This window comes from Streptomyces asiaticus (genome assembly GCF_018138715.1).
GTDB lineage: Bacteria > Actinomycetota > Actinomycetes > Streptomycetales > Streptomycetaceae > Streptomyces > Streptomyces asiaticus.
Genome location: NZ_JAGSHX010000006.1, coordinates 6,165,007 through 6,178,217, shown reverse-complemented (window position 1 = coordinate 6,178,217; position 13,211 = coordinate 6,165,007). Strand labels below are relative to the sequence as shown.

The following is a 13,211-nucleotide window of genomic DNA, read 5'->3' as shown; positions in this document are numbered from 1 at the left end:
ACCGAGGAGGTGAGACCCATCAACGCCAGTTCAGGCTGGGTGCTCGCCCTTGACGGCCGTGCGGTCGCCGTGACGTACGACGCGGCATAGCCGACCGGCGGGAGCGCCCCAGGCATCCCGAAAGGTTTTCCGGGCTCCATGTCGGCTTCTCCATCTTCACTTGTCACCCTTTCCGCCGTCGTCACCAGGCTCCGCGCCGCCGGGTGCGTGTTCGCCGAGGACGAGGCGCGGCTGATCCTTTCCGCGGGCCACGTTCCGGCCGAGATCGACGCCATGGTGGACCGGCGCGCCGCCGGACTGCCGCTGGAGCACGTCCTCGGCTGGGCGGATTTCCGGGGACTTCGCATATCCATCGACCCCGGGGTCTTCGTACCGCGCCGGCGCACCGAGTTCCTGGTCGAGCAGGCCGTACCGCTGGCCCGGTCCGGGGCCGTCGTGGTCGATCTGTGCTGCGGCTCGGGCGCGCTGGGCGCCGCGCTGGCCTCGGCCCTGGGCGGGGTGGAGCTGTACGCGGCCGATATCGACCCGGTCGCGGTGCGCTGCGCGCGGCGCAATGTCGGGGCGGCGGGCGGCACGGTGTACGCGGGCGACCTCTACGAGCCGCTGCCCGCCGCGCTGCGCGGCCGCGTGGACCTCCTGCTGGCCAACGTCCCGTACGTGCCCACCGAGGAGGTCGGGCTGCTGCCGCCGGAGGCCCGGGTCCACGAGGCGCGGGTGGCGCTGGACGGCGGCGCGGACGGGCTGGACGTCCTGCGCCGGGTGACCGCCGGGGCGGGCGGCTGGCTGACCCCGGGCGGCTCGCTGCTCTTCGAGACGAGCGGACGGCAGGCGGCCACGGCGATGGCCATCGTGGCGGAGGGCGGGCTGGAGCCACGGCTGGCCGAAAGCGACGAGCTGGACGCCACGGTCATCATCGGCACGAGGCCATCGGCCTCGTAGGGACCGCCCGGCGCGGACCGCGCCGCCTGCGGCGGGCTGTCCCCTCCCCGCCCCTTCCCGATACCAGGGGCTCCGCCCCCGGACCCCCTCGATGCCACGCGAAGGGGCGAAGCCCCGGCCCGGGGCCTGGGCTTCGCCCGGGTCCAGGGGCTGGAGCGAAGCCCGGGGGCTGGGACGGAGCCCGGGGCTCGAGGTCGGAGCGGAGCCCAGGGGCTGAAGCGGAGCCCAGGGCTCGAGGTCGGAGCGGAGCCCAGGGGCTGGAGCAGAGCCCGGGGCTCGAGGTCGGAGCGGAGCCCGGGGGCTGGGACAGAGCCCGGGGCTCGAGGTCGGAGCGGAGCCCGGGGGCTGGGGCGGAGCCCCAGTTTCGGGAAGGGGCGGGGAGGGGAGCAGCCCGCCGCAGGCGTCAAGACGCTGCGGACACCCCTAGGAGCCACCCAGTTCGTGGCGGGCGAGGTTCGCCCCGGCCCGTCGGGCGGCCGACGGCCGACGGCCGGAGCGGCACCCCAGCGCGCCGCCCCCTTGCGCGCCCCGCGCGCCTACGCACGCAACTCCTCCGCCGCGTCCGCGACCCGCGCGATCAGCCGCAGCAGCGTCTCCCGCTCCGTCTCGTCCAGCGGGGCCAGGAAGACCCGGTTCATCCGGGACGTCCGGGTGACCAGCTTCCGGTGGACCCGGACGCCCTCCTCCGTCAGCCGCAGGACGTTACGGCGGCCGTCGTTCGGGTCGCGCACCCGCTCCAGCAGGCCGCGCCGGGCCAGCCGGGCGACCAGGTCGGCGATGGTGGAGCGGTCGAGATGGACGTGTTCGCTCAGCGTCCGCTGGTCGATCTCCGGCTTCTCGATCAGCGCGTTGACCACCGCGAACTGCGGCGAGGTGGTCTCCTCGGAGACCATCGCGCCCCACAGCAGGGAGTGCGCCTGCTGGAAGCGGCGGGCCAGATGCCCGGGGTGCGTGTTCAGATCGACCGCGCCACCCATGCCGTGCCTCCCATGCCGTGCCTTCCGGCTTCCGCTTCCCCGCTGCTCACTTACTCCCACTTACTCCGTGCACTGAGTAATTCTGCCCTGTGGAAGACCCCATGTCGAGAGGCCGACATTCGACCTAGACTCCCTTGACGAGCGCACCACCCAATGGCACCGTGCGAAACCGGCACCACATTAGTCAGCACACTGAGCATCCCGAACCCGCGGAGTGACGATGGCCGACATCCGAAGCCTGAGGGACGCCGTGGCGGACCTCGTCCACGACGGGGACACCGTCGCGATGGAGGGATTCACCCACCTGATCCCGTACGCCGCCGCGCACGAGGTCATCCGTCAGGGCATCACCGATCTCACCCTCGCCCGGATGACCCCGGACGTCATCTACGACCAGCTCATCGGCGCCGGACTCGTCCGCAAGCTGGTGTTCTCCTGGGGCGGCAACCCCGGCGTGGGCTCGCTGCACCGCTTCCGTGACGCCGTCGAGAACGGCTGGCCGCGGCCGCTGGAGCTGGACGAGCACAGCCACGCGGGCATGGCGAACCGCTATGTGGCGGGCGCCTCCAAGCTGCCGTTCGCCGTATTGCGCGGCTATCGCGGCAGCGACATCCCGACCCGTACGGACACCGTCTCCACCGTCGTCTGCCCCTTCACCGGGGAGGAGTTGGCCGCCGTCGCGGCGCTCAACCCGGACGTCACCGTCATCCACGCCCAGCAGGCCGACCGGGCCGGCAATGTGCAGATGTGGGGGCTGACCGGGGTGCAGAAGGAGGCGGCGCTCGCGGCGGACCGGGTGCTGGTGACCGTGGAGGAGATCGTCGAGGAGCTCACGCCACGCCCCGGCGGGATCGTCCTGCCGACGTGGGTGATCGACGCGGTGTCCGTCGTCCCCGGCGGCGCCCACCCCTCCTACGCCACCGGGTACTCGACCCGCGACAACGACTTCTACCAGGCATGGGACCCGATCGCCCGCGACCGCGAGGCGTTCTTGACGTGGATCGAGGACAACGTGCGCAACAGCGACGTGCGCGACAGCAACGTGCGCAACAGCGAGGGAGCCCTCACCCGATGACCGCCACCCCCGCCGGGACGACGGACTACAACTACACATCCGACGAGCTGATGGAGGTGAACGCCGCCCGCGCGCTCACCGACGCCACCACCTGCTTCGTCGGCATCGGCCTCCCCAGCACCGCCGCCAACCTGGCCCGCGCCACCGTCAACCCCGGCCTCGTACTCCTCTACGAGTCGGGCACCATCGGCTCCAAGCCCACCCGGCTCCCGCTGTCCATCGGCGACGGCGAGCTCGCCGAGACGGCCGACGCGGTGGTCCCGGTGCCGGAGATGTTCAACTACTGGCTCCAGGGCGGCCGGATCGACGTCGGCTTCCTCGGCGCCGCCCAGGTCGACCGCTACGCCAACATCAACACCACCGTCGTGGACCGCGGCCCGGACAAGCCCGAGGGCCGCCTCCCCGGCGCGGGCGGCGCCCCCGAGATCGCCTCCAACTGCGGCAAGGTGCTGATGGTGCTGCGCCACTCCACCCGCAACTTCGTGGAGCGGCTGGACTTCGTGACGACCCTGGGCCACGGCGGCGGCCCCGGCGACCGTAAGAAGCTCGGCATGCCGGGCGCCGGCCCCACCGCCGTCATCACCGACCTGGGCATCCTGCGCCCCGACCCGGCCACCGCCGAGCTGGTGCTGACCGAAGTGCACCCGGACGTCACCGTGGAGCGGGTACGGGCCGCCACCGGCTGGGAGCTGACCGTCGCCGACACCGTGGGCACCACCGAGCCGCCCACCCCCCAAGAGCTGGCGGCGCTGCGCGCCCTCAAAGCCGCCGGGAAGCCCGGGAAGGAGACCCGATGACCACCTCGCGTGACGTCTGCCGTGACGTCTATATCGTCGACGCCGTCCGCACTCCCATCGGCAAATACGGCGGCGCCCTGTCCGGGGTGCGCCCCGACGACCTGGCCGCCCATGTGGTGCGCGGCCTGCTCGCCCGCACCCCCGCCCTGGACCCGGCGCGCATCGACGACGTCTACTTCGGCAACGCCAACGGCGCGGGCGAGGAGAACCGCGATGTCGCCCGCATGGCCGTGCTGCTGGCCGGACTGCCCGTCACCGTGCCCGGCGCGACCGTCAACCGGCTCTGCGCCTCCGGCCTGGAGGCCGTGCTCCAGGCCGCCCGCGCCATCGCGGTCGGCGACGCGCACATCGCGCTCGCGGGCGGTGTGGAGTCGATGAGCCGCGCCCCCTGGGTACTGCCCAAGCCCGAGCGCGCCTTCCCGGCCGGGCATCAGCAGATGTACTCCACGACTCTGGGCTGGCGGATGACCAACCCGGACATGCCGCCCGAGTGGACCGTCGCCCTCGGCGAGGGCGCCGAGCTGATCGCCGACAAGCACGGCATCACCCGCGAGGCACAGGACGCGTTCGCGCTCGCCAGCCATGAGCGGGCGGCGCGGGCGTGGAAGGACGGGGCGTACGACGCCGAGGTGCTGCCGTATCCGGACACCGAGCTCGTCCGGGACGAGACCATCCGCGAGAACACATCCGCCGAGGCCCTGGCCAGGCTCAAGCCCGCCTTCCGCAAGCCCGGCGGCACCGTCACCGCGGGCAACTCCTCGCCCCTCAACGACGGCGCGGCCGCGCTGCTGCTCGTCGACGAGGAGGGGCTGAAGGCCACCGGACGCGAGCCCCTGGCCCGGATCGGCGCCTCGGCCGTGACCGGTATCGAGCCGCAGTACTTCGGACTCGGCCCCGTCGAGGCCGTACGCCGCGCCCTCGCCAAGGCGGGCCGCTCATTCGCCGATCTGGCCACCCTCGAACTCAACGAGGCGTTCGCCGCGCAGGTGCTGGGCTGCCTCGCCGAGTGGTCGGCCCAGGACCCCGGCTTCGACCCCGGCATCGTCAACCCGCGTGGCGGCGCCATCGCCATCGGCCATCCGCTCGGCGCGTCCGGAGCCCGGCTCACCGGGGCCGTCGCCCATCAGCTCGCCGCCCGCGGCTCGGGAACGGGCCTGGCCACCCTGTGCATCGGCGTCGGACAGGGCCTCGCCCTCGTCCTGGAGAGGTAATCCCGGAACGGCGACGGCGACGGCAACGGCAACGGCAACGGCTGGAAAGGTAAGGCTGACGGCAGACATGGCTCTCACCCAGTCCGACATCGACCGCGAACTCGCGCACATACGGGAGTCGTACGACAAGGCGCGTGCCGAGGGGGCTCCCGCCGCCGACCACCCGCCGCGCGACTTCCCCCCGTACCGCAGCAGTGTGCTGCGCCACCCCAAGCAGCCGCTGGTCGCGGTGCACGGCGATCCGGAGACCGTGGAGCTGCACACCCCGGTCTTCGGCCACACCGACATCACCGCGATCGACAACGACCTCACCGTGCAGCACCGGGGCGAGCCGCTCGGCGAGCGGATCACCGTCTCCGGGCGGCTCCTGGACAGCCGGGGCCGCCCCGTCCGGGGGCAGCTCATCGAGCTGTGGCAGGCCAACGCGTCCGGCCGCTACGCCCATCTGCGCGATCAGCACCCCGCACCGCTCGACCCCAACTTCACCGGTGTGGGGCGGACGTTGACCGGTGACGACGGCTCGTACCACTTCACCACCATCAAGCCGGGCGCGTATCCGTGGCGCAACCACGAGAACGCCTGGCGCCCCGCGCATCTGCACTTCTCCGTCTTCGGCGCGGCGTTCACCCAGCGGCTGGTCACCCAGATGTACTTCCCCGGCGATCCGCTCTTCGCCTACGACCCGATCCTCCAGTCGGTGACGGACGACTCGGCGCGGCAGCGGCTGGTCGCCCGTTACGACCACGCGCTGTCGCGGCCGGAGTGGTCGCTGGGCTACCGCTGGGACATCGTGCTGGACGGGCCGTCGGCCACGTGGATCGAGGAGGGTCGCTGATGAGCGAGAGGCTCGCACCCGTGGAGAGCGCATCCGCCGAAGGGCTCACACCCGCTGAAGGGCTCACACCCGCCAAGACGCTCGCGCCCACGCCCTCCCACACCGTGGGCCCGTTCTACGGCTACGCCCTGCCCTTCCCCGGCGGCGGCGAGATGGCCCCGGCGGGGCACCCCGGCGCCATCACGCTCCACGGCTGTGTCCGCGACGGCGCGGGCGCTCCCGTCCCGGACGCGCTGGTGGAGCTGTGGCAGGCGGGCCCGGACGGCTCGCTCGCCGGGGCGGGCGGGTCCATGCGGCGCGACCCGGTGACCGGCGGCTTCCTCGGGCGCAACGGCGTGGACTTCACCGGTTTCGGCCGTATCGCCACCGACGCGGACGGCCACTGGACGGCCCGGACGCTGCCCCCCGGCAGCCCGGCCGGGACCGCCGCGCCGTACATCAGCGTCTGCGTCCACGCCCGGGGGCTGCTGCACCACCTCTTCACCCGCGTGTACTTCCCCGAGAACGCCGAGGCCAACGCCGCCGACCCGCTGCTCGCCTCGCTGGATCCGGCGCGCCGCGAGACGCTGGTGGCGACGGCGGCGTCCCCGCCGGGGACCTATCGCTTCGACATCCGCCTACAGGGCGAAGGGGAGACGGTTTTCCTTGAGTTCCGGTAGTCCTGGTACTTCCGACAGCGACGACGTGGGGCTGCTGTCCCCGGTGCGGGCCGGGTCGGCCGTGGAGGCCGCCACGGGCGACACGGCGTTCATTCAGGCCATGCTGGACGCCGAGGCCGCGCTGGCGCGGGTGGTGGCACCGGCCGGGGCGGCGGAGGCGGTGGCGGGCGCGGCCCGCGCCGAGCTGTACGACGTACGCGATCTGGCGCTGCGCGCCCGCTCCGGGGGCAACCCGGTCATCCCGCTGGTCGCCGATCTCACGGCGGCGGTGGCCCGTAGGGACGCCGAGGCCGCGTCGTATGTCCACCGGGGCGCGACCAGCCAGGACATCGTGGACACGGCCACGATGCTGGTGGCCGCGCGGGCGCTGCCGCCGATCGTGGCCGATCTGGAGCGTACGGCGGCGGAGCTGGCGCGGCTCGCCGCCGCGCACCGGGACACCCCGATGCCCGGCCGCACCCTCACCCAGCACGCCGTGCCCACCACCTTCGGGCTGAAGGCGGCGGGCTGGCGAGCGCTCGCCCTGGACGCCCGCGACCGGCTCGCGGCGCTGCGACCGCCCGCCCAATTGGGCGGTGCGGCGGGCACGTTGGCCGCCTTCGACGGCGGGGTTCCGCTGCTGGGCCGGTTCGCCGAGGAGACCGGTCTCGCCGAGCCCGGACTGCCGTGGCACACCCTGCGCACCCCCGTCGCCGACCTGGGCACCGCGCTCGCCTTCGCCGTGGGGGCGCTGGGGAAGATGGCGGCGGATGTGCTGGTGCTCTCCCGGACGGAGATCGGTGAGGTGGCGGAGGGGGCGGGGGGTGGCTCGTCCGCGATGCCGCATAAGTCGAACCCGGTGCGTGCCACGCTGATGGCCGCCGCGGCCCGTCAGGCCCCGGGGCTCGCCGCGACCCTGCTCGGCTCGCTCGCCGCGGAGGACGAACGGCCGGGTGGGGCGTGGCATGCGGAGTGGCAACCCCTGCGGGAACTGCTCCGGCTCGCGGGCGGGGCCGCCCGCGATGCCGCGGAACTCGCCTCCGGGCTGCGGGTCTTTCCTGACCGGATGGCCGCGAACCTGGGGCTGACGGATGGGCTGATCGTCAGCGAACGCCTGATCGCCGCGCTTGTGCCGGGGCTTGGGCGGGCCCGTGCGAAGGAGGTCCTGGCGGAGGCGGCTCGGGAGGAGGCGGCTCGGGAGGGGGCGGGGCTGGCCGAAGCGCTGTCGGGTGTCCTGCCGGCGGAGCGCCTGCGCGAACTGATGGACCCGACCATGTATGTGGGCGCGGCCCCTGCCCTGACGATGCGGGCCCTGGCCCGCGATGGGTGACCCCTGCGGGGGCCTGTTCCCCACCCCGCCCCTTCCCGAAACTGGGGCTGCGCCCCAGCCCCCGCTCCGGGGGCTCCGCCCCCGAACCCCCGCTCCTCAAGCGCCGGAGGGGCTGGAGGCGCCCCAACACCGCAGGAGGGGCTGGATATGCCCCCGGTTGTGGGCAATCGTTCCTCCCCCAGCTACCGCTGGGAGGTGCCCCCTGGCGGAACGGGTGGGCACAACCCACCCACCGGCCCGCACCAGGCAACGAAACCCCGGGGACCAGGGGCGAAGCCCTTGGTTCGGGAAGGGGCGGGGCGGGGAAAACCCACCGGCCCGCGCCCAGGCCCACCGCACAACACAACCCGCCCACCCACCGGAGCACCCCCGGAGCACCCACCCCATGACCAGCACCCCACCCCACCACAACCTCACCGGACCCCCCACCGCCCCACCCCTCATCCTCGGCCCCTCCCTCGGCACCTCCCTCGCCGTCTGGGAGCCCCAGCTCCCCGCACTCGCCCGAGGCCACCGCGTCCTGCGCTGGGATCTGCCCGGTCACGGCGGCTCCCCCGCCACGCTGCTGCCCTCGGACGGCTCGGCCACCATCGACGATCTCGCCGGCCTCGTGCTGCGGCTCGCCGACGAGCAGGGTTGGGAGCGGTTCGCGTACGCGGGGATTTCGATCGGCGGCGCTGTCGGGCTGCATCTCGCCGCACACCACCCCGACCGGATCAGCCGCCTCTCCGTCGTCTGCTCCTCGGCCCGGTTCGGCGACCCCGCCGTCTGGCGTGAGCGGGCCGCGCTCGTACGGGCCGAGGGGACGGAGGCGATGGTGGCGAGCCGCCCCGGCACCTGGTTCTCGCACGACTTCGCCCGCACGCCCGTCGGCGCCGCGCTGATCGAGGATCTGCGGGCCACCGACCGTGCGGGCTACGCCGCCTGCTGCGACGTTCTCGCCGCGTACGACATGACGGCCGACCTGGCGAAGATCACCGCGCCCACCCTCGTCGTCGCCGGTCGGGACGACCCCGCGACGCCACCCTCCCACGCCCGCCAAATCGCCGACGCCGTGCCCGGCGCGAGCCTGCTGGAGGTCGCCGGGGCTGCCCACCTGGCGAGCGTGGAGCGGCCGGAGGCGGTGACCGGGGCGCTGCTCACCCACCTCAACGACCCAGCACCGTCGCAGCCACGGGATGACGCCTCGCGCCACGACGCCGGAATGGCCGTGCGCCGGGCCGTCCTCGGGGACGCGCACGTGGCTCGCGCGGTGGCCCGGACGACCCCGTTCACCGTCCGCTTCCAGGACTTCATCACCCGCTACGCCTGGGGCGAGATCTGGACCGGCGACGGGCTGGACCGGCGGACCCGCAGCTGTATCACCCTCACCGCGCTGATCGCCCACGGCCATGACGCCGAACTGGCCATGCACATCCGGGCCGCGCTCACCAACGGGCTGACCCGTGAGGAGATCGGCGAGGTGCTGCTCCAGTCGGCGATCTACTGCGGTGTCCCGGCCGCCAACTCGGCCTTCGCCACCGCCCAGCGCGTCTTCGACGAGCTCGACGCCGAGCCCCACCCCGACTCCGACAGCGACGTCGACTCTGCGTCACATTCCGATACCGAAAAGTGACATCCGCCCGCAATACCTCTGTCGTAATCCGCCTCCATCGTTGATCGTTGAGTCGTACGGAGACCGGGGGTCCGGGAGACGAGGGGGCGCACACCAATGTCCATGAGCCGCCGAAGGCTGCTGGGTGCGGGCGGAGGGCTGGCCCTCACCGGGGCGCTGGCCTCCGCCTGTGGGTCCAACACCGGGCGGGACGGCGATGACCACGCCGGCCAGCCGGTGCTCGAGCAGTGGTACCACCAGTACGGCGAGCCCGGCACCGAACAGGCCGTCAGGCGCTACGCCGACGCGTATCTGAAGGCGAACGTCCAGGTGCAGTGGCGGCCGGGCAACTACGACCAGCAGACCGCCGCCGCGCTGCTCACCAAGTCCGGCCCGGATGTCTTCGAGGTCAACGGCCCGACGCTGGACCAGATCCGGGGCGGCCAAGTGGTCGATCTCACCGATCTCCTCAGCGAGGCCAAGGACGACTTCAACCCGGCCGTGCTCGCCCCGAAGACGTATCAGGGCAAGATCTGGGCCGTACCGCAGGTCATCGACACCCAGCTGCTCTTCTACCGCAAGAGCATGCTCAAGGACGCGAAAGTAGAACCGCCGCGCAGCCTCGACGCGCTGATCGACGCGGCGAAGGAGCTGACCACCAAGGACGTCAAGGGGCTCTTCCTGGGCAATGACGGCGGCCCCGGCGTCCTCGGCGGCACCCCGCTCAACGCCGCCGGGCTCACCCTGGTCACCGCGGACGGCAAGGTCGGCTTCGACGACCCGGCCGCCGCCCGGACGCTCGGGAAGCTGCGCCAGCTCTACGCGGAGAAGTCGCTGCTGCTCGGGGCGCCCTCCGACTGGTCGGACCCGGCCGCGTTCACGCAGGGGCTCACCGCCATGCAGTGGTCCGGGCTGTGGGCGCTGCCGCAGGTGAAGAAGGCGCTGGGGGACGACTTCGGGGTGCTGCCGTTCCCCCAGGACGGGGCGCACGGCGCGCCCGCGGTGCCGGTCGGCGCGTACGGGTCGGCGGTCAGCGCCCGGGCCCGGGACACGGCGCTGGCGAAGGCGTATGTGAAGTGGCTGTGGGTCGAACGGACCGACTACCAGGAGGACTTCGCGCTCCGCTACGGCTTCCACATCCCCGCCCGGATCTCGCTCGCCACGAAGGCGGCCAAGCTGCGGCAGGGCGCGGCCGGTGAGGCGGTGCGCTACGCCACCGACCACGGCCATGCCGAACCGCTGCTGTGGACCTCCGCGAGCAAGACGGCCTACCAGGACGCGCTGAGCCGGATCATCAAGAGCGGGGCCAACCCGGAGAGCGAGCTGCGGTCGGTGGTCCGCAAGACCGAAGCGGAGCTGCGGCGCGTGAAGAAGAAGAGCTGATGCGGGGGACGTTCGTCCGCAGGCTCCTGGGCCCGCAGAACCGCCATCTGTGGTTCTGGATATTCGTCGGCCCGTTCGTCCTGGGACTGACCCTCTTCACCTATGTCCCGCTGGCCTGGAGCGTCTACCTCAGCTTCTTCGACGCGCACAACACCGTCTCGCCCACGGAGTTCGTCGGCTTCGACAACTACACGGCGATGCTGGGCGACGACGCGTTCACCGGCAGCCTGGTGACCTTCCTGGTCTTCACGGCCTTCATCGTCCCGGCCACCTACGCGCTCTCGCTCGCGCTGGCGCTGATGGTCAACCGACTGCGCTGGGCGCAGGCGTTCTTCCGGTCGGTGTTCTTCCTGCCGGTGGCGTGCTCGTATGTGGTGGCGGCGCTGATCTGGAAGATGTCGATCTTCAACGGGGTGCGCTTCGGGCTGGCCAACACCGTGCTGGACTGGTTCGGCGCCGATCAGATCGCCTGGCTGTCGACCACGGACCCGCCCTGGTACTGGCTGGTCATCGTGACCGTACGGCTGTGGCTCCAGGCGGGGTTCTACATGGTGCTGTTCCTGGCCGGGCTCCAGCGCATCTCCCCGCGGCTGTACGAGGCGGCGGCCGTGGACGGGGCGCGGCCCGGCTGGCAGGTGTTCCGGCACATCACCTTTCCACAGCTGCGGGCGACCTCGGTCGCGGTGGTCCTTCTGCTGGTGATCAACGCCTTCCAGGCGTTCGACGAGTTCTACAACCTGCTGTCGGACTCGCGCGGCTATCCGCCCTACGCCCGGCCGCCGCTGGTCTACCTCTACTACACGGCGCTGGGCCAGGGGCAGAACCTGGGCCTGGGCAGTGCGGGCGCGGTGATCCTGGCGCTGATCATCGCGGTGGTGACGGTGGTGCAGGCCCGCTGGTTCGGCCTGGGCCGTAAGGAGGACTGATGCCCACTCCCCCGAAGCCGCGCGACGCCCGGCGCCGGAACGCGCGCGAGGTCCGGCGCGGGAACGCGCGCGAGGTCCGGCGCGGGAACGCGCGCGACGTCCGGAACGCACGCGACGTCCGGGACGCCCTCGTCGGCGTGGGGCGCGCCGTGCGGCTGGTGCTGCTGCTCGCGCTCGCGCTGGTCTTCCTGATCCCGTTCTATCTGCTGGTGCGCAACGGTCTGTCGAGCGAGGCGGACATCACCTCGCCGGAGTGGACGTTCTTCCCGCGCGAGCTGCACTGGTCCAACGTCAGCGAGTTGTTCGACGACCCCAATGTGCCGATGGCGCACGCGCTGCTCAACTCCTCGCTGATCGCGGTCCTCACCACCGTGGGCACCCTGCTGCTGGCCTCGCTCGCCGGGTACGGTCTGGCGCGCATCCCGTACGCCTACGCCAATGTGGTCTTCTACTGGATCCTGGGCACGTTGATGGTCCCGGCGGCGGTCACCTTCGTGCCCAGCTTCGTGCTGGTCAGCTCGCTCGGCTGGGTGTCCACGCTGCGCGGTCTGGTGGTGCCCACGCTGTTCAGCGCGGTCGCGGCGTTCATCTTCCGCCAGTACTTCCTGGGCTTCCCCCGGGAGCTGGAGGACGCGGCGCGGGTGGACGGGCTTGGCTACTGGCGTACGTACTGGCGCGTCGTGGTGCCGAACTCCCGGCCGGTGTTCGCGGCGGTCGGCACGATCGTCTTCATCGGCGCCTGGAACTCCTTCCTGTGGCCGCTGGTCATCGGGCAGGACCGGGACACGTGGACGGTGCAGGTGGCGCTGTCGACGTTCACCACCGCCCAGACCGTCAACCTCCATGAGCTGTTCGTGGCGGCGGCGGTGTCGATCGTGCCGCTGCTGGTGGTCTTCCTGGTGCTCCAGCGCCATATCGTCGCGGGCGTCGAGCGCACGGGCATCGACGACTGAGGCCGGTGCGGCTCATCCGGCGGCCGAGCGGCTCATCCGGCATCCGGGCTGCCCATCCGGCGGCCGGGCCGTCGTCCGGCAGCGGGGCGTACCGCCGCAGCCAGACCTCGGTCTGGGACAGATGCGCGGTGGCGGCCGCCGCGGCGGCCGCCGGATCGCGGGCGGCCATGGCGTTGATCAGCTCCTCGTGGCCGAGGTCGCTGGCCAGCCGGATGATGTCGGCCTCGGCGGCGCCGTAGATGCTGTAGTGGCTGCCCCGGGCGCGCAGCACATCGGCGAGGGCGGCCAGTGCCTCGTTGCCGCTCGCCTCGCAGAGGGTGGAGTGGAACTCCCGGTCCAGCGCGTGCCGTTCCGCCTCGTCCTCGGCGACGGCCAGCCGCTTCTGCACCTCGCGCAGCCGGGCGACGACCCGCTCGTCGGCGCGGGCGGCGGCCAGCGCGGCGGCCTGGGCTCCAGGGGCCGGCGGACGTCGAACAGTTCCAGCAGCCCGTCGAGCGGCAGGACGTCCACGGTGGCGGCGAACCCGGCCAGCATCTGCCCGGGGCGCAGCGCC

Annotated in this window: 13 protein-coding genes; 11 read left to right on the top strand and 2 right to left on the bottom strand. The window is 72.6% G+C overall.

Annotated features, from left to right (window positions below; all coding sequences use genetic code 11):
- Nucleotides 1-138: 138 nt before the first annotated feature.
- Complete coding sequence (locus tag KHP12_RS33990; RefSeq protein WP_086885680.1) at nt 139-939, top strand: putative protein N(5)-glutamine methyltransferase; 801 nt, start codon at nt 139-141, stop codon at nt 937-939.
- Between the two features lie 536 nt (nt 940-1,475).
- Here KHP12_RS33990 and KHP12_RS33985 read toward each other — a convergent pair.
- Nucleotides 1,476-1,916 (bottom strand): MarR family winged helix-turn-helix transcriptional regulator, encoded by a 441-nt coding sequence (locus KHP12_RS33985; protein ID WP_037946142.1) that lies wholly within the window; start codon nt 1,914-1,916, stop codon nt 1,476-1,478.
- Nucleotides 1,917-2,136: 220 nt separating this feature from the next.
- Here KHP12_RS33985 and KHP12_RS33980 point away from each other — a divergent pair, with 220 nt between their 5' ends.
- The 10 genes from KHP12_RS33980 to KHP12_RS33935 all read left to right on the top strand — a co-directional run bounded on the left by KHP12_RS33980 (nt 2,137) and on the right by KHP12_RS33935 (nt 12,658).
- A complete protein-coding gene (locus KHP12_RS33980; protein WP_086885594.1) occupies nt 2,137-2,991 on the top strand; it encodes a CoA transferase subunit A in 855 nt (284 codons plus the stop codon).
- Entirely contained in the window at nt 2,988-3,788 is an 801-nt protein-coding gene (locus tag KHP12_RS33975; RefSeq protein WP_086885593.1) for a CoA-transferase subunit beta, read from the top strand. The genes KHP12_RS33980 and KHP12_RS33975 overlap by 4 nt, the downstream gene beginning before the upstream one ends.
- The gene (locus tag KHP12_RS33970; RefSeq protein ID WP_086885592.1) at nt 3,785-4,999 is read left to right on the top strand and encodes a thiolase family protein; all 1,215 of its coding nucleotides are present in this window, start codon (nt 3,785-3,787) and stop codon (nt 4,997-4,999) included. Before KHP12_RS33975 ends, KHP12_RS33970 begins: the two co-directional genes overlap by 4 nt.
- Before the next feature lie 67 nt (nt 5,000-5,066).
- A complete protein-coding gene (gene pcaH, locus KHP12_RS33965) occupies nt 5,067-5,834 on the top strand; it encodes a protocatechuate 3,4-dioxygenase subunit beta (RefSeq protein WP_086885591.1) in 768 nt (255 codons plus the stop codon).
- Entirely contained in the window at nt 5,834-6,493 is a 660-nt protein-coding gene (pcaG, locus tag KHP12_RS33960) for a protocatechuate 3,4-dioxygenase subunit alpha (RefSeq protein ID WP_086885590.1), read from the top strand. Before pcaH ends, pcaG begins: the two co-directional genes overlap by 1 nt.
- Before the next feature lie 25 nt (nt 6,494-6,518).
- Nucleotides 6,519-7,802 carry a 3-carboxy-cis,cis-muconate cycloisomerase gene (pcaB, locus tag KHP12_RS33955; RefSeq protein WP_210610405.1) on the top strand — a complete coding sequence of 428 codons (1,284 nt, stop codon included), beginning with the start codon at nt 6,519-6,521 and terminating at the stop codon, nt 7,800-7,802.
- Nucleotides 7,803-8,187: 385 nt separating this feature from the next.
- Nucleotides 8,188-9,417 (top strand): bifunctional 3-oxoadipate enol-lactonase/4-carboxymuconolactone decarboxylase PcaDC, encoded by a 1,230-nt coding sequence (gene pcaDC, locus KHP12_RS33950; protein WP_210609256.1) that lies wholly within the window; start codon nt 8,188-8,190, stop codon nt 9,415-9,417.
- A 96-nt stretch (nt 9,418-9,513) separates the two neighbouring features.
- Nucleotides 9,514-10,779: an ABC transporter substrate-binding protein gene (locus tag KHP12_RS33945; protein ID WP_208653208.1), complete on the top strand. Its 1,266-nt coding sequence runs from the start codon at nt 9,514-9,516 to the stop codon at nt 10,777-10,779.
- Nucleotides 10,779-11,705 carry a carbohydrate ABC transporter permease gene (locus KHP12_RS33940; protein WP_086885022.1) on the top strand — a complete coding sequence of 309 codons (927 nt, stop codon included), beginning with the start codon at nt 10,779-10,781 and terminating at the stop codon, nt 11,703-11,705. Before KHP12_RS33945 ends, KHP12_RS33940 begins: the two co-directional genes overlap by 1 nt.
- On the top strand, nt 11,705-12,658 hold the full coding sequence (locus KHP12_RS33935; RefSeq protein WP_244203285.1) for a carbohydrate ABC transporter permease: 954 nt from the start codon (nt 11,705-11,707) through the stop codon (nt 12,656-12,658). The genes KHP12_RS33940 and KHP12_RS33935 overlap by 1 nt, the downstream gene beginning before the upstream one ends.
- Here the strand turns inward: KHP12_RS33935 and KHP12_RS51510 are convergent.
- Nucleotides 12,540-13,046, bottom strand: coding sequence for an FCD domain-containing protein (locus KHP12_RS51510; protein ID WP_308036132.1), 507 nt, complete (start codon nt 13,044-13,046; stop codon nt 12,540-12,542). The two genes, KHP12_RS33935 and KHP12_RS51510, sit on opposite strands and share 119 nt — an antisense overlap.
- Nucleotides 13,047-13,211 lie beyond the last annotated feature (165 nt).

Excerpts from the sequence above, each read along its gene's own strand:
- KHP12_RS33945 (WP_208653208.1), top strand. The coding sequence starts at position 9,514 with ATGTCCATGAGCCGCCGAAGGCTGCTGGGTGCGGGCGGAGGGCTGGCC.
- KHP12_RS33935 (WP_244203285.1), top strand. The coding sequence starts at position 11,705 with ATGCCCACTCCCCCGAAGCCGCGCGACGCCCGGCGCCGGAACGCGCGC.
- KHP12_RS33940 (WP_086885022.1), top strand. The coding sequence starts at position 10,779 with ATGCGGGGGACGTTCGTCCGCAGGCTCCTGGGCCCGCAGAACCGCCAT.
- KHP12_RS33970 (WP_086885592.1), top strand. The coding sequence starts at position 3,785 with ATGACCACCTCGCGTGACGTCTGCCGTGACGTCTATATCGTCGACGCC.
- pcaH (WP_086885591.1), top strand. The coding sequence starts at position 5,067 with ATGGCTCTCACCCAGTCCGACATCGACCGCGAACTCGCGCACATACGG.
- KHP12_RS33975 (WP_086885593.1), top strand. The coding sequence starts at position 2,988 with ATGACCGCCACCCCCGCCGGGACGACGGACTACAACTACACATCCGAC.
- KHP12_RS33990 (WP_086885680.1), top strand. The coding sequence starts at position 139 with ATGTCGGCTTCTCCATCTTCACTTGTCACCCTTTCCGCCGTCGTCACC.
- pcaG (WP_086885590.1), top strand. The coding sequence starts at position 5,834 with ATGAGCGAGAGGCTCGCACCCGTGGAGAGCGCATCCGCCGAAGGGCTC.
- pcaDC (WP_210609256.1), top strand. The coding sequence starts at position 8,188 with ATGACCAGCACCCCACCCCACCACAACCTCACCGGACCCCCCACCGCC.
- KHP12_RS33985 (WP_037946142.1), bottom strand. The coding sequence starts at position 1,916 with ATGGGTGGCGCGGTCGATCTGAACACGCACCCCGGGCATCTGGCCCGC.
- KHP12_RS33980 (WP_086885594.1), top strand. The coding sequence starts at position 2,137 with ATGGCCGACATCCGAAGCCTGAGGGACGCCGTGGCGGACCTCGTCCAC.